The organism is Paraburkholderia sp. RL18-101-BIB-B, from assembly GCF_046026985.1.
Classification (GTDB): domain Bacteria; phylum Pseudomonadota; class Gammaproteobacteria; order Burkholderiales; family Burkholderiaceae; genus Paraburkholderia.
Genome location: NZ_JARESV010000027.1, coordinates 28,497 through 47,987, shown reverse-complemented (window position 1 = coordinate 47,987; position 19,491 = coordinate 28,497). Strand labels below are relative to the sequence as shown.

At 60.9% G+C, this 19,491-nt stretch carries 15 protein-coding genes and 1 pseudogene; 8 read left to right on the top strand and 8 right to left on the bottom strand.

Going from position 1 to position 19,491, the window contains the following annotated elements; translation table 11 throughout:
• Nucleotides 1-120: 120 nt before the first annotated feature.
• From P0D73_RS29690 to P0D73_RS29675, 4 genes are all read right to left on the bottom strand, one after another.
• A complete protein-coding gene (locus P0D73_RS29690; protein WP_132381558.1) occupies nt 121-753 on the bottom strand; it encodes a response regulator in 633 nt (210 codons plus the stop codon).
• The gene (locus P0D73_RS29685; RefSeq protein ID WP_408182056.1) at nt 731-2,380 is read right to left on the bottom strand and encodes a response regulator; all 1,650 of its coding nucleotides are present in this window, start codon (nt 2,378-2,380) and stop codon (nt 731-733) included. Before P0D73_RS29685 ends, P0D73_RS29690 begins: the two co-directional genes overlap by 23 nt.
• Nucleotides 2,377-4,542 (bottom strand): ATP-binding protein, encoded by a 2,166-nt coding sequence (locus P0D73_RS29680; protein ID WP_408182054.1) that lies wholly within the window; start codon nt 4,540-4,542, stop codon nt 2,377-2,379. The genes P0D73_RS29685 and P0D73_RS29680 overlap by 4 nt, the downstream gene beginning before the upstream one ends.
• A gap of 198 nt (nt 4,543-4,740) precedes the next feature.
• Nucleotides 4,741-5,082, bottom strand: coding sequence for a hypothetical protein (locus P0D73_RS29675; protein WP_132381553.1), 342 nt, complete (start codon nt 5,080-5,082; stop codon nt 4,741-4,743).
• 473 nt (nt 5,083-5,555) lie between these two features.
• Between P0D73_RS29675 and P0D73_RS29670 the strand changes: the two genes are divergently transcribed.
• The 6 genes from P0D73_RS29670 (at nt 5,556) to P0D73_RS29645 (ending at nt 11,010) form a co-directional block, all read left to right on the top strand.
• The gene (locus P0D73_RS29670; RefSeq protein WP_408182053.1) at nt 5,556-6,269 is read left to right on the top strand and encodes a transporter substrate-binding domain-containing protein; all 714 of its coding nucleotides are present in this window, start codon (nt 5,556-5,558) and stop codon (nt 6,267-6,269) included.
• Nucleotides 6,270-6,508: 239 nt separating this feature from the next.
• Nucleotides 6,509-7,006, top strand: a complete 498-nt coding sequence (locus P0D73_RS29665) for a hypothetical protein (RefSeq protein WP_408182051.1) — start codon at nt 6,509-6,511, stop codon at nt 7,004-7,006.
• Nucleotides 7,007-7,051: 45 nt separating this feature from the next.
• Entirely contained in the window at nt 7,052-7,267 is a 216-nt protein-coding gene (locus P0D73_RS29660) for a hypothetical protein (protein WP_408182049.1), read from the top strand.
• 198 nt (nt 7,268-7,465) lie between these two features.
• On the top strand, nt 7,466-8,785 hold the full coding sequence (locus tag P0D73_RS29655) for an MFS transporter (protein WP_132381549.1): 1,320 nt from the start codon (nt 7,466-7,468) through the stop codon (nt 8,783-8,785).
• A gap of 49 nt (nt 8,786-8,834) precedes the next feature.
• Nucleotides 8,835-9,803, top strand: a complete 969-nt coding sequence (locus P0D73_RS29650; protein WP_408182047.1) for a dihydrodipicolinate synthase family protein — start codon at nt 8,835-8,837, stop codon at nt 9,801-9,803.
• 130 nt (nt 9,804-9,933) lie between these two features.
• A complete protein-coding gene (locus P0D73_RS29645; RefSeq protein WP_408182045.1) occupies nt 9,934-11,010 on the top strand; it encodes a LacI family DNA-binding transcriptional regulator in 1,077 nt (358 codons plus the stop codon).
• Between the two features lie 26 nt (nt 11,011-11,036).
• Here P0D73_RS29645 and P0D73_RS29640 read toward each other — a convergent pair.
• From P0D73_RS29640 to P0D73_RS29625, 4 genes and pseudogenes are all read right to left on the bottom strand, one after another.
• Nucleotides 11,037-11,477: pseudogene (locus P0D73_RS29640) on the bottom strand (SDR family oxidoreductase); the annotation flags it as partial.
• Nucleotides 11,478-11,622: 145 nt separating this feature from the next.
• Nucleotides 11,623-14,196 (bottom strand): ATP-binding response regulator, encoded by a 2,574-nt coding sequence (locus P0D73_RS29635; RefSeq protein WP_408434075.1) that lies wholly within the window; start codon nt 14,194-14,196, stop codon nt 11,623-11,625.
• 28 nt (nt 14,197-14,224) lie between these two features.
• Entirely contained in the window at nt 14,225-15,367 is a 1,143-nt protein-coding gene (locus P0D73_RS29630) for a 3-oxoacyl-[acyl-carrier-protein] synthase III C-terminal domain-containing protein (protein WP_243658503.1), read from the bottom strand.
• A 220-nt stretch (nt 15,368-15,587) separates the two neighbouring features.
• Nucleotides 15,588-17,687 (bottom strand): putative bifunctional diguanylate cyclase/phosphodiesterase, encoded by a 2,100-nt coding sequence (locus tag P0D73_RS29625; protein WP_408182041.1) that lies wholly within the window; start codon nt 17,685-17,687, stop codon nt 15,588-15,590.
• Nucleotides 17,688-18,926: 1,239 nt separating this feature from the next.
• Between P0D73_RS29625 and P0D73_RS29620 the strand changes: the two genes are divergently transcribed.
• On the top strand, nt 18,927-19,181 hold the full coding sequence (locus P0D73_RS29620; RefSeq protein WP_132381546.1) for a hypothetical protein: 255 nt from the start codon (nt 18,927-18,929) through the stop codon (nt 19,179-19,181).
• A gap of 62 nt (nt 19,182-19,243) precedes the next feature.
• Nucleotides 19,244-19,489: a hypothetical protein gene (locus P0D73_RS29615; protein ID WP_243658501.1), complete on the top strand. Its 246-nt coding sequence runs from the start codon at nt 19,244-19,246 to the stop codon at nt 19,487-19,489.
• The last annotated feature ends 2 nt before the right edge of the window (nt 19,490-19,491 follow it).

The following is a 19,491-nucleotide window of genomic DNA, read 5'->3' as shown; positions in this document are numbered from 1 at the left end:
CGCACCTCAGGTTCCCATTTGACAATCGTGGGACAACGGCGGGGATTCTTCAGTCAGCAGCGCCGGATTGTTGATTCGGGAAACGCTGCTTCGAGCCTCAGGATTTCCCTAACGGCTCCGTCACTCGGTTACCAGACCGTGTCTGATCGCATACCGGATCAACTCGGCGTTGTTGTTCAGGCCGAGTTTTTGCATGAGACGCATCTTATGGGTGCTGATGGTCTTGGCACTGAGCGAACACGACTCGGCAATCTCGTTGATGCTTTGACCGGCGGCCAGCATCCGCAATACCTGAAATTCACGGTCGGACAACACCTCGTGCGGTGGCGCGTCGCCGGAATGCGTTTCGAAGACCATCGCGTCGACCAGTTTCGGGTCGATGAACCGCCCGCCTGCCGCCAGTTTACGGATCGCCGCGAGCAGCACGTCGGGATCGCTGTCTTTCGTCACATAACCCGTCGCGCCGGCGCGCAACGCGCGCGACACGACCTGCGCCTCGTTGTGGATGCTGAGCACGAGAATCGGCAAAGGCGGCTGCTCGGCACGTACGCGCCGGATCAGATCGACTCCGCTGATGCCGGGCATCGTCATGTCCAGCAGCACGAGATCGAACCGCCTCGCGCGCAGCCGATCGAGCACTTCCGAACCCTGCGCGGCCTCGGCGGCGACGACGATATCCGTGGTCGTCGCGATAATCTGTTTCAGACCGCCACGCACCACGGCGTGGTCATCAGCAATCAGGACGTCGATCATTTTCTGCCCCGCCTGTAAGCGGAATGTGAATGGAGATGGCGGTGCCCATGCTCTGCGCACTGTCGATAGTCATCGCGCCGCCGATCAGGCGGGCGCGCTCCTGCATGCCGAGCAGTCCGTAGGAGTAACCCGTGCGCGCCATGTTGGGATCAAAACCGCAGCCGTCGTCACTCACGTGGAGTTCGAGCGCCGCCGCCGTGCTGGTCAGCGTCACGTCGGCCCGCGTCGCGTGCGCGTGGCGCCCGACATTGGTCAGCGAAGCCTGAACGATACGAAATACGGCTGTGGCACAAGCCTCCGGCAGCACCGGTTCGCCGCCGTTGATATGCAATTGGCAAGGAATGCCGTGGCGTCGCATGAAGTCCTCCACGAGCCACTCCAGCGCCGACACGACCCCGAAGTTCAGCGCCACCGGCCGCAAATGGTTCGCCACATTGCGGACCATCCAGATCGTCTTTTCGACGAGTTCCCGCATGTCCTCGGCTTTGCGCATGGCGTCCGGATCCTTGCCGAGGCGCATTTTCAGCAGCGAGACGTCCATCTTCAGGGCAGTCAGCAATTGGCCGAGTTCATCGTGAATCTCCATGGCGATGCGCTTGCGCTCTTCCTCGCGAATCGCTTCCATATAGGCGGACAACTCGCGCAATTGATTGCGCGATTCGAACAACTCCTGCTCGATACGCTTGCGCGACGTAATATCGCTCAGACCCACGTAGATCGCCGGCGCGTCGCCGAACGTCGCCACGCGCGCGGTCGCCATGGCCCAGAACGCCGAGCCGTTCATGCGCCGCATCTGGACTTCGCTATTGTTGAAACTGCCCTCCGTGCGCAGATGCGACACGAGCCGGTCACGGTCGCCGGGATCCACATAGAAATCGACGATGTTGGTCAGCGTGCCGATGCCCGTATCGATACCGAACAGTTCTCGCAGCGGTTCATTCGCGTACAGGATCATGCCTTCGGGCATCGACGTGATGCACAGCGGAATCGGGCTGGTTTCGACAATCGTGCGAAAACGCGCTTCGCTCGCCTGCAATTTCGCTTCCGCCCGGCGGCGCTCGTCGACCTGAGCGGAAAGCCTCGCATTCGACTCCGCGAGTTGTCGCGTACGCTGCTCGACCTGCTGCTCCAGTGCATCGCGTGCGCGCGACAATTCGGCCTCGGCCTGATGGCGCACCGCCACCTCGTTCAGGAGCTGGCGGTTCTGTACGACAAGCTGCCGGTGCATCACGCGCAAGGCGAGATGGGTCTCGATGCGTGCCATCATTTCATTGACGCGGACGGGCTTCGCCACGTAGTCGACGCCGCCAGCCGAGAAACCCTCGACCATGTCTTCCGCGCCCGTCAACGACGTCATGAAAATCACCGCGATGTCGCGCGTGCGCGCGTCCGCCTTGAGTCGCCGGCAGGTCTCGAAGCCGTCGATGCCTGGCATCTTCACATCGAGCAGGATCAGATCGGGCTGGGAAAACAGCGCACGTTCGAGTGCCTCTTCGCCGTCGAGCGCAACGAGTACCCGAAAGCCGCGGTCCGTCAAACTCTCCACGACCACGCCGAAATTCGCCGGCGTGTCGTCCGCAATGAGGATCGTCGGCCGTTCGCCGGCCTCCACGTTGGGCTCGTTCATGACTTGGGCTCGACATTCAGATGCCGCTCGACGAGATGGAGTATGGCTTTCGACTGATAGTCGCGAGCGAGCGCGCAGAGTTGCGCCGTGAACGAGCGATAACGCGAATCGCGCGCCGCCACGCTCTCGGCCCACGCGATGATTTCATGCATATCGCCGAGGCGGGCAAGATGATGCAGTTCTTCCATCTGTTGACGAGGCACGGCCGCGAGACTGATTTCGGGTGTAGCGGTGCGAACCGACGGCGCCGGCGATGCATGGGTCCATTTCAGCCCGAGCAGAGTCACGATCTGTGCAAGCAGCGCTTCGAGGTCGACCGGTTTGGACAGGAATGCGTTCACCCCCGCTTCAATGCTCATCGCCTTGTTGACTCCGGATGGGCTGGCGGACATGGCAACGATCGGAACATCGGCGAACGCGTGCAATTGGCGCAGGTTGCGTGTCAGTTCGAAGCCGTCCATTTCGGGCATCACGATGTCCGTGAGAATCAGCGCAGGTCGCTCGCGTTGCGCCTTCTCGAGCCCGTCGCGACCGTTTTCCGCCTCGACGGTATCGAAGCCAAGACGGCCTAGCAGATCCACAACGATCGCGCGATTGACCTCGACGTCATCGACGACCAACACCTTCCTGCGCGGCCCCTCATAACCCGTCACCGTGAACGGGAGCAGCGCAGGTCCCGTCGCCTTGCGCAACACCGGCGTCACGCTCGCCGCCGGCAGTTCAAACCGGAAAGTACTCCCTCGTCCGATTTCGCTTTCCACCTCGATCTCGCCACCCATCGCGCGCACGAACTCGCGGCTGATGGCCAGACCAAGGCCGGCGCCGCCTGCTCGCCGCTCGGCCGCGCCCAGTTGCTCGAACGGCTCGAAGATCGTATTCAACTGATCGTGACCAATGCCGATGCCCGTGTCGCGCACTTCGAAACGGACGCGGTTCGACTCGGACCTCGAGATATGCAAGCTGACGCAACCCGAATCGGTAAACTTCACGGCGTTGGCAAGCAGGTTGAGCATGACCTGCCGTAACCGTCGCTCATCGGCACGCACGCCGACGGGCGCATCCCCCGCGATTTCGCAGATGAAGTCGAGGCGCTTCTGCTCCGCTTTCACATCGATGATGTCGCGAATGACATCGACAAACCCTGCCAGCGGCACGTCACCGATTTCGACGCGCAGCTTGCCCGCTTCGATCCTCGCGAAATCGAGCGTGTCTTCGATCAACGTCAGCAGATGTTCGCCACTGTTGCGCATGGCCGCCACGCGTTCGCGCTGCCGCTCACTCAGCGTGGCATCGCGTTCGAGGATCTGGGCGTAGCCGAGAATGCCGTTCAGCGGCGTCCGCAGTTCATGACTCATATTCGCCAGGAATTCGCCTTTGGCCCGGTTAGCCGCTTCCGCCAGATTGCGTGCTTCGCGTTCAGCCGCCGTGTCCTGCTCGTCGCGATACGCGCAGTACAGCCGCGCGCCCATTGCATTGAATGCGGCCGCCACGCGGTCCAGTTCATCCGGATCGCGCCGTTTGCGTCGCTGAAGACTGAACGGCTGGGGCGGTTCACGAAAATCGTAATCCTCCACCGTGCGCGCGATGGCCGCGACGTGCCGCATCACAAGACGGGACAAGATGTAGACGATGAACAGCGAAACGAGAAAAGTGTTGGCGGCCTGAGTGACGAGAATCATCGCAGCGGTTCGCATCAGCTCATGGTAAAGGTCGAGCAGCGTCGCCTCGACGTACAGCTTGCCGATCTCGCGGTCCTTGCCCTGCACGTTATAGAGGAGCGGAAACTCGCGGGCAATCACGGGACCGGCTGAGCGCTGACCCGCGCTCAGGTAGGCCGATTGACCGTCTTTCCCCGCCTCGCGGATTTCCACGGCGCGAATGTCCGCGAGACGCAGAATGCCGTTCAACTCCAGTTGCAGTTGGGCGCCGTCGAGGCGCCAGAGCGCTTCCGCGAGACTGTCGCGACTGCTGCGATCAATGTCCACAAGGCGATTTTCAATCTGCTCTACGCCGCGGTAGTAGTCGCGGTAAAGCTGTAACCCGGTCAACAACACAGTGACTACGCAGCTGACGAGCAGCACCGTCACGAGAAGCCGCGACACAAGGCTACTCTTGAAGCCGCCGATCAAACTCCACCATGCATCGAACAGGTTGTGCTTCATACATCCCCGCGAGTGCTACGGTTCTTGTTTCGTCTATTCTGCACTCGTTGCCGCTGCGCGGCCCAGACCAATCGGCCGCCGCGTCGGCAGGGTGGCGATTTAATGTTTGCCTGCACCGGCCAGCCAGTCACTCTCATTTCCTGGCCTGCGCCGGCGCTCATTCCGGGTGAAACGCGCCCTGATTAATCTGACGAGAATCTACATGACGTACATGATCGGTTCGACGGACGGCGAATCGGTGATCGCCCGCGGCAGGCAGATCCGCGGATACAACAGAATCTCATCGATGCATGACGTCAGCTCGCCGAGGATCGGCCGGACGCGGCCGCCGAGGGCGTCGGGGTTCGACATCCGCAGTTCGCGCATTCCGTCCGATAGTCGCTTCACGGACGCGTATCCCCAATCCGGTAACGGCCAGCAGTGCAACAGATAGCTGAGCGGTATGACGCTTCTGCTTTCACACCAGATGTCGAACAGGCGCTCGCATGTGGTGTTGAGGAATTCAACCGCGACTTCGCGGCTTTCTGAATGACCGTTCATAACGGGTCCGCTGATATAGACGATTTCGATAAAACATCCTAGGGAGGCCTACGGAGTCACACAGTCAGGAAGCCCGGAAAAATGCACTTCCGATTTGCTGAATATGCCGTCAGGAAATCCTTAACGCCTGCGCATCGCGCATTTCAGCCGGTGTGAACACAGCATGGCTGACTTCCTGACAAAGGGATTACACGATTTGTCAGCACGGTCCGGACGTGGCACGATGAAAAACCGATCAGGCGACAATCTGCGCGGACAAGCGCCCGGTCGAGCGCGCCACTCCTGTTTCGAGAAAATATCCATTCATGCATCGCAGGCGCTTTGTACTGGCAGCGCTGAGCGCGGCGAGCGTCACGCTTCGCGCGCGTGCCGCACCTGCCGACCCTCCCGTTCACTTCGACATCGTCTATCCCCGCATTCGGCCTGCCCGCGACGTGCACGCCGCGTTTGCACTCGCGGTTCTCGATCTGGCCATGAAAACGGCCAACGCATCGTATACATTGCGCTCAGCCGACATCGAAATGGAGCGGGGTCGCGCGCTGGCGGAACTGGCCGGCACCAACAATATGATCAATCTGCACTGGACGAGCATGGAGGCGCGAGCGGAACGCGGCAGGAATGTAGTGCGGATTCCGATACATCGTGGACTGATCGGGCACCGGGTGTTCGTCATCCGAAAGGATCGCCAAGCCGATTTCGACAAGGTCGAACGCTTCTCCGATCTGAAGGCATTCATTGGTGGGCAAGGAATTGGGTGGATCGACACGGAGGTCCTGAGAGCAGCCGGCCTGAACATCCAGACCTCGACCTATGACACGCTGTTCGAGATGACCCAAGGCGGCCGGATCGACTATTTTCCACGCGGCTTAGTTGAAGCATTTACTGAGATCGATGGACGCCAGCATCAGGAGCCGGATCTCGTAGTCGAGAACAGGCTCCTGCTGAAGTATCGATCGGATTTCATTTTCTATGTCGCCTCGGGCCACGAAGCACTGGCGGAGACGATCGAAGACGGGTTCATCACTGCGTATCGCAATGGCAGCTACATGAGATTGTTCAACTCCCATCACTACGTTCAGGACGCGCTGTCGCGCGCCAAGATCGCGTCGCGGCTGACCTTCACGCTCGACAATCCCTTCCTCTCCGAACCGGACCGCAGGATTCCAGACGAGTACTGGATAAGCTGACGCAGTCCTCGGCGCGCCACGCGGTTGAAAGGGAAATGCCTGGGCCAAAATCAGGAAATCCTGACATCAAGCCGTCTGCGGCGTCGCCGTATACATGGAAAGGCGGCGCCAGTCCCGCGACGCAACTCCATTTCAAACGCAAGCGGCCCTAAGGAAAAGAAGTGAGCAAATTCGTCCACATCGTCAGGCTCGAGATCATTCATCGCGACCCACGAACGCCTGCACATGGACACTAACCGATGAAGCCGCAAACGTTCGTCCTACAGGCGCGGCTTTGCGATCGCGCCACGGCGCTCACGACGCGCATGGCCGAAGCGCATGACAAAGCGAAGGAATTGGCCCGCCGCGCGGAGGGTTGTCTCGCGGTGCTGGGTCACCTGCGGCAGGGCACGTCCGCCGCGGCAAACGTCTCTTTGGCGGATGATGCCGGACCTCTGATCGAGGCGCTATATCGGGCGGAGAGTGACTGGCAGAGTCAATTGCAGATGTTGAAGGCGCTGCTCACTGAACTCATGGATCAGAGTCAGAGTAACCGTGGCGAGATCGAGTCGCTTGCGGCGCACGCGTTTCGCTCGCAGACCACCCCTGAGGCGATTGCCGCTGCCGGGCGCGCTGTCGAAGTGCACGAGGCCCACTTTCAGGAAGTCGCCGCGCAGTTGGAAGTGGCGCGCTCATGGTTCGAACACTTCGACATGCAGATCAACGCGATTGTCGCCCGCTTGCGAAAATCGTCTTGACGATTCAACCGGGTTCTCGGCTGCTACGAAGCGTGGTCGATCGGAATGCGCACGGCGATCGATGTGCCGCTGCCCGTCGCGCTGACCACCGAGATCTCGCCGCCCAGCTTCCGCGACATATTCGGCCTGGCTCCAGGCGAAGTGGCGGCTAGCCGCGTTTGCGCCTTCGACGACATGGCATTCGTCCGCAAGTGGCTGGGGTTTACCCTCCAAAACAGCGTTAGCGCTTGCAATCTCCTCGAAATGAAGCTCAAAATGTAAGCGCTATCATTAAGATTACTGAAGCGAGATTGCCAAGAAAATCCGATGAACAGCTCAAAAGCATCTCAAAATGTAAGCGCTAACATGTACCACTGAACGACGCCTTTGCCGAGGTGGATACGCAATTTCCAGCCGCCCGGCATCGCATCGGCGCGGCTTGCTCACAGCAACCGAAGACATGAAACGGAGACAACGATCATGAGTGCAACACCGGGCCTCGAGCAGGCGCCACCGAGAATCCGCCGCGCCCAGATCGTGGCGCTCACGCTGCTGATGGTGAGCGGCATCGTCAACTATCTGGACCGCGGCACGCTCGCCGTCGCCAATCCGCTGATCCGTCATGACCTCGGGCTGTCGCTCGGACAGATGGGGCTGCTGCTGTCCGCGTTCTCGTGGAGCTACGCGCTCTTCCAGTTGCCGGTAGGCGGCCTCGTCGACCGGATCGGACCGCGCAAGTTGCTGGGCATCGGCCTGATCGTCTGGTCGCTCGCGCAGGCGGCGGGCGGATTCGTCTCGACCTTCGGCTGGTTCATCCTCGCGCGGATCGTGCTGGGCATCGGCGAGGCGCCGCAGTTTCCGTCGGCGGCCCGTGTGGTCAGCAACTGGTTTCCGCTGCGCGCGCGCGGCAAGCCGACCGGCATTTTCAACTCGGCGTCGCCACTCGGCACGGCGCTCGCGCCACTCTGCCTGTCGGTTCTCGTCGTGCAGTTTCACTGGCGCTGGGCATTCATCGTGACGGGCGTGGTCGGCCTCGTCGTGGCGCTGGTGTGGCTCGCGGTGTACCGCGACCCCGTCAAGGCCACCATGACCGAAGCCGAGCGGCACTATCTCGAAGGCGACGAAGCCGACCGCAAGCCGGCGCCCACGGTCACCTTCGCCGAATGGCGCTCGCTGTTTTCGCACGGCACGACGTGGGGCATGCTGATCGGCTTCTTCGGCTCGGTCTATTTGAACTGGGTGTACCTCACGTGGCTGCCCGGCTATCTGACGATGGAACGCCACATGAGCCTGATGCATACGGGCGTCGCGGCATCGATTCCGTTCTTCTGCGGTTTCCTGGGCTCGCTGACGGCCGGCTGGTTTTCCGATCTCATCACGAGCCGCAGCACGAGCCCGGTCGCGAGCCGCCGCAATGCGGTGGTGATCGCGATGCTCGGCATGGTCGCCTTCACGATTCCCGCGGCGCTCGTCGAGAGCAACACGATCGCGATCGTGTGCATCTCGGTGGTGATCTTTCTGGCGAATGCCGCTTCCGCCAGTTCATGGGCGCTCGCTACCGCCGCCGCGCCGCCGAACCGCGTGGGCTCGCTCGGCGCTATCCAGAACTTCGGCGGTTTTCTGGGCGGCGCCCTCGCCCCGATCCTGACGGGCTACATCGCGCAGAGCTGGTCGTTCGTCCCGGCGCTGCTGACGGCCGCCGGCATCGCGTTCATTGGCGCGATGAGCTACCTCCTGCTGGTGCGCAAGCCGATCGAAGACCCGTCCGCGCCAACCGAACCCGTGCGAGCGCCAGCGTGAACGCGCGCGCCGCCCCGACTCAACGAACCCTCTCCGGGAGATCACGAGCATGACCACTTCCAAACAAGCCGCCACGTCGATCGAAGGCATCGTCCCCGTAATGCTGACGCCGTTCGACGAGGCCGGCGCAATCGACTACGCCGGACTCGAACGCCTGATCGAGTGGTATATCGCGCATGGATCGGACGCGCTCTTTGCCGTCGCGCAGTCGAGTGAAATGCAGTTCCTGACGCTCGCCGAGCGTGGCGCGCTGGGACGCTTCGTCGTCGACAAGGTGGCGGGCCGCATTCCGGTCGTCGTCTCCGGCCATATCAGCGACGACCCCGAGGCGCAGGCCGAAGAACTCAACGTGGCCGCGGCCACGGGCGCGCAAGGCATCGTGCTGGTGACGAACCGGCTCGACCCGAAGCAGCAGGGCACGGAGACGTTCGCGGCGAATCTCAAACGACTCCTCGCGCGCCTGCCGTCCGACATTCCGCTCGGTTTGTACGAATGCCCCGCGCCCTACCGCCGCCTTCTCTCCGACGACGAATTGAAGCTGTGTATCGACACCGGCCGCTTCATCATGCTGAAGGACGTAAGCTGCGATCTCGCCACGGTCAAACGGCGCGTCGCGCTCGCCGACGGTTCGCCGCTGAAAATCCTCAACGCCAACGCGGCCATTGCGTGGGACGCGATGAAGGCGGGTTCCGCCGGCTTCAACGGCGTGTTCACGAACTTCCACCCGGATCTGTACAACTGGCTGCGCAACGATGCGGCGCAAGACCCGGCTCTCGCAGAGGAACTCGCCACGTTCCTCGTGCTCGCCGCCGTCTCCGAATCGCTCGGCTATCCGGCGCTCGCGAAGATTTACCATCAACGGATCGGCACATTCAGTTCGATTCGCTGCCGCGTGATCGACTACGACGTGCGTGAACGCTTCTGGGCGCTCGACGCGGTGCTCGACAAGATCGTCGCCGGCACTGAGCATTTTCGTGGCCGTATCGCGGCACTCGGCGCAAGCCGCTCCGTTCGCTAGCGTTTGCCGGGAGGATTTCCGGATCACAGGAACGTCCGCTGAAACTGTCACGCGCGCTCACGCTTCCCGCGCGCGCAGGCGGCGGTAAGATGGCGGGCGTTGCCCGATTCATTCTGCGCTTTCCAACCTGATGCCTGACTCCCTCGACCCGCCGGCCGCCGCCCGCACCCAGACGAACCGCGCTCGCCGCAGCACGGGCCGCAGCGTGCTTTCCGATGTCGCCAAGCTCGCGGGTGTCTCGACGGCGACCGTATCACGGGTCTACAACGAGCCGGACAAGGTCTCCGCGAACGTGCGTGAGCGCGTCGAGCATGCCGCGCTCACACTCAACTGGTTTCCGAATGCGGCGGGCCGCGCCCTCGCCTCCACGCGCAGCCACATTGCCGGCATCATCATTCCGACACTGGATGATCGCGTGTTCGCTTCACAGGTGAGCGGGATGCAGGCGGCGTTCGCGGCACGCGGCATCACACTGGTGCTCGGCTGTTCGAACTACGATCCCGCGCAGGCGCTCACGCAGGTGCGCGCGATGCTGGCGCGCGGCGTGGAAGCGATGGCAGTGGTGGGCGAAGCTCATCCGCCCGAACTGTTCGATGCGTTGCGGCTCTACCGCGTACCGTATGCCGTCACGTATGCGTATCGCAAGGACAGTCCGCACACCTGCATCGGCTTCGACAATCACGCGGCCTATGCGGAGATCACCGAACATCTGATCGGCCTCGGGCATCGCTCGTTCGCGGTCTGCATCCAGCCGACGCGCGATAACGACCGCGTGCAGGCACGCGTCGCGGGCATCCGCGCGACGCTCGAACGGCACGGCCTCGCCGTGCGGCCTGAGCATATGTTCGAAGGCGAATCGACCATGGGATTCGGGCGGCGCAGCCTGCGCACGATCTGGCAGGCGCCGGGCGAGCGTCCCACCGCGATCATCTGCGGCAACGACCATATCGCGCTGGGCGTGCTGCGCGAAGCGGAAGAACTGGGCATCGCGATTCCCGGCGAATTGTCCGTCACCGGCTTCGACGATCTGGAGATGGCGCAGGAGATTCGCCCCGCGCTGACCACGATGCGCGTCGACACCTACGAAATCGGGCGGCTCGCCGCGCAATATCTGCTCGACACACTCGACGGCAAACGTCCGCAGCACGGACACGAGGTGCATGCCCTCTTCCAACTCAGGCACTCGACGGGACCGGCCGCGAGATAGTCCCGCGGCGGCGCTTTATCGACGGATTACAGCGTGGTGGTCACGCCGCCATGCATGTAGAGAATGTTGCCATTGACGAAGTTCGAAGCGTTGCTCGTTAGGAAGACCGCGGCACCGACGAGATCTTCCACATCGCCCCAACGCCGCGACGGCGTGTGTCCAATCAGCCACTTGCTGAAGGTCTCGTCCTTGACGAGCGTCTCGGTCAATTCGGTCTTGAAGTAGCCCGGCCCGAGACCATTGACCTGGATGCCGTGCTGGCCCCAGTCGATCGCCATGCCCTTCGTCAGCATCTTCACGGCACCCTTGCTCGCGGTGTAAGCGGCAATGTTGGGACGGCCCAACTCGCTTTGCACCGAACAGATGTTGATGATCTTGCCGCGTTGCCGCTCGATCATATGCCGCGCCACCGCTTGTCCGACGAGGAACACGCTGTCGACGTTGGTCTTCATCAGTTCCTGCCTTTGGTCATGGGAGAACTATTCGAGCGCGCCGGCGGCTGCGCTCAACCATTGCATGACCTCTCGCAGGTTGCGAGCGCTGTCTTGCGACGCGGAAAGTGTTCGCGGTAATGCCGCTTCAATGGGCAACACGAGGGCACTCCGACGCCCGTCAATCGCTCAGCGCGTCCCCATGATCGCCACGCGCTTTGGCCAAAGCGAAATAGGTCTGTAAGGCAGGCGCCGAGTCGTCGCTCAACGAGCAGATTCGCGCCAGCCAATCGGCCTCGGCGGGCCATTCGCCTTCCACCACGCGCGGATAGATCTGCCGCACGAACTGATGCAGCGCCTTCGCGCCGATATTGCCGCTGATGCCAAGAAGGACGTGTAAGGCTCCGTGCGTCGATTCGAGATCGCGGGCCGCCACGCTGGCGGCGAGTTGCGCCACGGTCGAGCGAATCTGCTCGATGCCGTTGAGAAACGTCTGGTCCAGCAAATCGAGCGCCACCAGTTCTTCTAGGTGTTTCTCGTCGAGCAGGGGGCCTTCCTTGATCGGCGCAGGCCTGCCCGCTTGCACGGCGGGCCTTTGTACCGGCTCGGCTTTGATCGGCGCATGCGACGCACGTTGCTGGGCAAACTGTCTTGCGAGGGAAGCATAGAGAGCGCCGATCTGCACCGGCTTGATCATGACCTCGTTCATGCCCGCAGCGAGACAGGCCTGCACGGCTTTCATATCGGATTGCCCGGTCAATGCAATGACGGGGACCTGGGCATATGAATCAGCACGAGCGCGAATCGAAGCAGTCGTTTCCACGCCGCCCATTCCCGGCATGTTCATGTCCATCACGATGGCATCGATGGGGCCCTTCTCCTCCAACCTCGCCAGCACGTCCGGCCCATGCTCGGCCTCGACGACGCGTGCACCGCATCGCTCCAGATAACCCTTGGCAATCCGCCTGCTGTAGGTGTCGTCGTCCGCCACCAGAATCGTTTTGCCGGCAAACCCGTCGAATGGATGGCTGTGAACATGCCGATTGCCGCTTTCGAAGAGCGTCTGAAGCGCGGTGATCAGTTCCACCGCGCTGGCGGATTTGCTGATCATGTCGTCCATGCCGGCGCGGCGGGCGAGCACACGCGTCACATTGGCCGGCTCCGCCGTATAGGCGGCGATCAGCACGTTCCAGTTCGGGTCTTGATGATCGGCGCGGATCTTCTCGGCGGTGGTGTAGCCGTCCATGACCGGCATATTGATGTCCATCAGCACGAGGTCGTACGGCGCCGACAGCCGAAGCGCGCTCAACGCCACCTCGCCGTTTTCCGCTTCGCTCACGTCCGCACCCACCTTCGACAACGCACGGCGGCTTCGCGCCCGCTGGGTGGCATCGTCGTCCACGACGAGAACGCGTTTGCCGGTGAAAAACGGCGTGGCACGCTCGAAAATCTTCTGCTCATGCTCTCCAACTTCTCTGCTGGAGACGACGGGGAATTGCAGCGTGAACTGAGTAAATTTCCCGACTTCCGAGCGGCAGGCAATCGTGCCGCCGAAGGCGCGCATCGCGCGCTGGCAATAGGCAAGGCCGAGCCCCGTACCCGCCGAATTGCCCGCGGTACGGAAAGGCTCGAACAGATGCGGCAGGAGGTCGGGCGCAATGCCGGGGCCGGTGTCATGAACCAGCACCGTTTGGCGGTCGACTGTAAGCGTAAGCGTCGCCAAAGGATGCGTGGCAATGTGATGGAGTGCGTTCTTGATCAGATTGAATAGCGTGAACAGATAGACGGTTTCGTCGACCTTGAAGATGAAATCTTCCAGCACCGCGAGTCGGACTTTGGCGCGCTCCTTCTGATCGCCGAAGCCGTATTCGTCCAGCGCTTTACGCGTGGTGGCCGCCGCGCTCAGATAGGTGAAGTGATCCGAGCGGATGGGTTTCGCACTGACTTCGTCCAGCGTCATGGCAATAATGCGCAGGCCCCGATCAATCGACAATTGGCCGTGGGCGAGATGTCGATAGAGCAACGCCGCCCTGTCATGCGACAAAGCCGGCGACGGGTTGGCCTCCGTCACCGCGGGCAGCGCCTCTTCCATGCGATCCAGTACGTGCCTCAGTTGGCTGAGAGGATTGCGCATTTCATGAGCGATTGAGCCGGCGAGCGCGCGAAACGCGACATTTTTTGCCTGCGCGACGATGCCCTTCAGGTTGCTGTAACTGAACGTAAGGCCGGCGAAAATGCCGAATGTAAAAACTGGCAGATACGTGTAGAGAAATAGCTGCCCATCCACGTGGAGGGATTGCGGAATCACGATCCTGGCACACAGGACGGCAAGGCCAATACCCAGAATCAGATTGAGTGCTAATGCAACGAAAGACGGAAATATGGCGATCAGGAAAAACACCATGCCCAGCTCGGCCATTGACCAGAGCATCGAATAGTGACCGGCAATCAGGTAATAAGTGAAAAAGAACGGTAGCGTATAGGCTACCGTTACGAAGTAATACCACGGCAGGAAGCGCACGGCCGAAGCGGGCCAGAAACGGCGCAAAAGCAGCAGCGCACAGGCGGCTGTGCCGAAAGCGCGCATTTGCAGGCTTTCGTTGGGTTGAGGATCGATGTACGTCCACCACAGCCAGTACAGCGGATGTCCGATCGTACCGATTACGCCAACAGCCAACACGCTATAGTCCGACACCTTGGCCGAGTCGTAAACCACTCGGTTGAGGTAACGGATGCTCCCTGAAATGGCTCTCATGTCGTGCTTTATGTTTATCTATCCAGCCTCAGAATTTGAAGCTGCTGACGTTGAATGACATGCCGGCACTGCCGACCCAGCACAGCACCCGGTCGCCTCTCTTCAACTGCCCGTCGTCCTTTGCCAGTGAAATCGCAGCCGGGATCGAAGCCGACACGAGGTTTCCGGTTTCCGGATAGATGTGATACATCTTGTCGTCGATTCCGACCTTGGCGCCATAACCCTGCCATGCCGCCTTGGAGGATGCGTGGGTGAAGACGATGTCGATGTCTTTCTTCGGAACAGGCAGTTTAGTCAATACCGCGGACAGTTCGTCCGAATTCTTGTGAAGCTCATGGCCGAATGATGTGAAACGCATGTCGCCGTTTTTCCCGATCCGCTCGGTCGGGTGGCAATACCCTTCGTAGCCGGGAATCGGGATGGTGCACAGGTCCGACACTTCCGGCTTCGCGCGGAAAGCGAAGCTGAAGTTATCCGGCTCTTTTGCGACGAGCAAGGTAGCGGTCGCCGCCTCGCCTATCGTGAACGACGGCAAGGTGTATTCAATCTGAGCCTGGTTCTTCAACGCAAAATTCCCCGGATAGAGTGGACCGCCTGCAAGCATATTGAACTCGGCATTCACAATCATAGCGTTTCTGTACTGGCCCGACTTGAAAAGGCTGTCGATAATCGCCATGGCTCGGGTCCAGCTCATGCAGGCGTCGACCACATCGAAACATTCCGCATTGACGAAGCCAAGCGTGCTGGCCATCATGTGGCTGTTGCCGGGTTCGAGGAACCCTCTTCCAATGCCGACATAAATAAACAGCTCGATATGTTCCGGCTTCAGATACGTTTCCGATAGCGCTTTGCGCGTCGCCATCGCGACATGATCGATAGGCGACTCATGGCTTTCACACCAGCGCCGGTTGACCAGTCCGCTTCTGTCGAGCAACGTCTTGATGGTGCGCATCCCCCTGTCAATGTCGCCCTCGTACTCTTTGGAATGGAATCGAATCATATCGATCACTTCCTCGTTCGTAACGATCCTGGAGGGCAAGCTGACTGCTACGTTTTTAATAAGCATAAAGAATCCATGAAAAAAATTAACGCGGTGGGTAGAAGTACGTTTTGCGCCTATGGCGGCGAGTATCTGGGACGCCAGATACCCGGCCTCGCGGCGCTGGTACATTAACGCGTCCACCGCAATTCATGAAAAAAGTCCCGCTTTGGCATGTTGCCAATGGGGTTGGGGATGTTGGGGTGGCGGGAAGGGCCGGCGCGCCGGTGGTGGCGTTGGAGGGTAGTTCCGGCGGGAATCAGGGTGTACCGGTATTCGCGGAACGCAGCGATTGGCGGCCCCGCGAATCGGTCGTCCGGCCCGGTCTCCGACAATGGACCGGCATCCGCCTTCATCCCGCGGACGCGGCGCAGGCGCTTCCGGGAGCGACAACCCGGTCTGCGGCGCCGCGCAGGAACGCGAGAAACTCAGCGGCGGGCAACGGCCGGCTCAACAGGAAACCCTGCATCTGATCGCAGGCAAGTTCGCTGAGCGTGCGGAACTGCGACTCCGTCTCGACGCCTTCCGCCACGACCTCGATCTGCAAGGCGCGCGCGAGCGTCACGACGGCGGACAGCAAAGCGCTGCCGCGGTGACCGGCGGAGTCGAGGTCGCGCATGAACGAGCCGTCGATCTTGATCTGGTCGAACCTGAACCGCTGTAGATAGCCGAGGCTCGAATATCCCGTGCCGAAGTCGTCGATGGCCACGGTATAGCCGCGCGCTTGCAGCGCTTCGATCGTCCGGCTCGTTTTCTCGATGCTCTGCATCGCCGTGGTTTCCGTGATCTCGAACATCACGCGACAAGGATCGACGCCGGCAACGTCGAGTAGCGCGTCGATACGCGCCACCAGGTCCGGCACGTTGAACTGGATCGGCGAAAGATTTACCGCCACGGCAATCGCAGGCAGCCCTTGCGCATCCCACAGCGCGATGTTGCGGCAGACCTCACGCAGCACCCAGTCGCCGATCTCGACGATGAGACCCGAGCGTTCCGCGAGCGGGATGAATTCGAGCGGAGCAATTTCGCCGAGCTCCGGATGACGCCAGCGGATCAGCGCCTCGACGCCCGTCACCGATTGGGAGGCAACGCTGAACTTCGGCTGGAACGACACGCTGAGCTCGCCGTCGCTCAACGCGCGATTCAGATCGCGTTGCAGGATCAGCGACTTGAGCGCGGTGTGGTTCATCTGCGGCTCGAACACGCGGAACGTGTTGCGTCCGCTTTGCTTGGCAGCGTACATCGCGGCGTCCGCGCTATGGAGCAGCTCGTCGGCATTGCCGCCGTCGCAAGGATAGAACGCGATGCCGATGCTCGCGCTCACGCGCAGCGGCAGTCCGTCGACGACGATCTCCTGGGCGAGCCGCCGCAGCACGCCATTGGCGACTGCCGCCGCGGACGACGCATCGGCCACGTTCTCCACCACGATCACGAATTCATCTCCGCCGAGCCGCGCGACCATGTCGGTATGGCGCAAGTCCTGACGCAGACGCTCGGCGCACACCTGGAGCAAGTCGTCGCCGACGCCGTGGCCGAGTGAATCGTTGATCGACTTGAAGCCGTCGAGGTCGATGAAGAGCACGGCGAACCTTGATTCTCTGCGCGCGCATTCGGCGACCGCCTGCGCAATGCGCAAGGCGAGTTGCTGACGGTTGGGGAGGTTCGTCAGCGCATCGTGCGTGCCGAGATAGTGCAGTTGCCGGTTCGCGCGCTTCAGAGAAAGTGAGAGGCTGCTCGTATGGAAACCGAACAATGCGAGCGTGCCGACCAGCACGGTGAACGACGTCGCCGTGACGACGAGCGCCAGCCAGTTCGCGTCGAACTTCTCACCGGAGAGACACAGGCTGCCGGCGGCGAAATTGGCCGCGCTCATGCCGAAATAGTGCATGCCGGTAATCGCGATGGCCATGATGAAGGCCGCGCCTAGCCGCTTGACGACGAGGTTCCCGGCGTCCGATGCACGCAGCGTGAAGGCGAGCCAGAGCGCCGCTATCGACGCGGCGATCGCCACGCCCACGGAAAGCGCGACTTTCCAGATCGTGTATTCGATTCCCGGCGACATCTGCATTGCGTACATGCCGGTAAAGTGCATCCCCGCCACGCCGAAGCCCATGATCGTCCCCGCGATGCAGAGGCCCCTGTGCGACAGCGTGCCACGGCTCGCGGTGGCGAGCGCGATCAACGACACGCTGATCGCGAGGAACAGCGACGCCGCGGTAATGAAAAAATCGTAGCCAATCGGAATCGGCAGCGAGAACGCGAGCATGCCGATGAAATGCATCGACCAGATGCCGACGCCCATCGACACCGCGCCGCCGACGAGCCATAGCGGCCGCCGTTTCGCGCTCGCGAGCGCGTTCAGGCCACCGGACAGCTCCACCGCCGTGTAGGACGCGAGGAATGCGACCACCAGCGACAGGCAGACCAGTAAGGGATTGTAGACACCAGTCATCGGCCCTCTCTCTTTTTCGTATCAGTCTTATGCGACTGTTTTTTTGCATCCGGGGCTTGGCTTCCGCGAGCCGCGCCGCGTTAGTGCGGCGGCGCGTAGTCCCCTCTGCTCTAACGGCAGAGTGGGGGATAACTTTATGCTTTTGTGGGGGGATGTTGCGTCGGGCGGGCCCCGTCTACGTCAACTGCGACTGGACCACGGGTTCGAACGGCCGGTCATATTCTCCTTCGCGCCCGTAATTTGCACCGGCCCGCTATTTTCACGTCCTGTTCAGTCAACAACTTGATCCAATCCGCCGCCTGAGTCCGCTGCCGCCCTCGGGCGATTAAACTCAAAGCCGGTCTTTCGAGGGGGCTTCTCTCAAGCAAACCCCACCCCTCGATCTTACAACCTGCCGCTCCCTCGGGCGGCAGGTTCTTTTTCGTCGATACTCCCATTCTCTCGCCAGTTGCAGGGCAACCGCACATCAGCCCGTATGTATCAGAGTCTTTGATTGCCACTTTCGATACCAATATTCCCTCGTCGTAGCTAACCGGCAATTGACCAGACCGCGGTATTTGTTGGGAAGAACTGCCAAAAGCATGGCCGCATCCGCCACGCCATGAGGTGTTTTGGACCTGAGCCAATTACCCATCAAGTCAAATGACCATGCCATATGAAACGGTCATTCCCGCCTTCGTCTTTATAGACAAGGCTTCCCATCTTTTCGCAGCGCCCCTCGAATCGCATCGATGTGATCGCAACCCCCTTCGAGGCTACCCGATGGCATCAAGCGAAATCGCCCGCAGTTGTGCGAGACTTCTAGCGAATAGAACTGCTGATCCACACGAGCGGGGCGCACATGGATGAGAAAGTAACTTACGTGTATGAGTACACCGGTGGCTTTGGTACATACCGTACTACCGGTACACGGGCAGCACACCAACTTCCCCTTGTCGGCGACAACGTAACAATGAAGGTCGACGAACTGGGATTCGATGGCGTTCTGCGAGTGAAGTCACGGCTCTTCGATTACGATAAAACAGGCTCACTAACCGTCATTCTGGGTCTGTCTCACACGGTTGCTTAGGATCGCTCGTGAGTTCGCAGCGGGAAGAGTCAACTTATTGATGCACGCAGCCTGAATCCAATACATGTGTACCGGCTCACCACACAGCAGGCACTAAAAGAGGAGTGTCCGCAATCCCGGGACATGACCGCCTTGTTCCAGAACGCTTCACTTTTATGAAAGAGTCACTGATGGAAGACATTCAACAGCTGCGGATGCAACTTCTCGCGTACCAGACGCTAATCGCAGCGCTGCTCGCCAAGACATCTCCCACAATCAACGAACTGGAGCGTATGCGACGTGCAATCCGACGCAGCGCCACGTTCCATCCGATGGACGAACAGAGTCGCGATTCGGCGGGCGAGTACGCTGCAGCGATTGAAGACGTATTTCTGTCTGCGTCGCTGGTCATTCAGGACCTTAGAGAACCACCGGCTGTGTCTTAGTGAGCGGCGTCCGCGGGCCGAGGTCTTGCAGAGAGTCTGCTGACCATCGCCGTGGTTGAGAGATGTCCGCTCCGGCGGACAAAAAATCGCGCGCCGCATTCGAGGAAACCATGCAGCTACCGAGCGTTGATAATTTTGTCAAAGACCAGCAACACGGCATCACGTACAACATTTGCGCCTATCGAAAACTTTCCTGGGACGAGATGATGCGCGCCGTGCAAGTCTTTAATCAACAACAAGGAGGACGCCCACCCAGGCAAGGAGCGGTCGTCAAAATTTTTTCAGTGATGGGACTCAACGATGGGTAGTC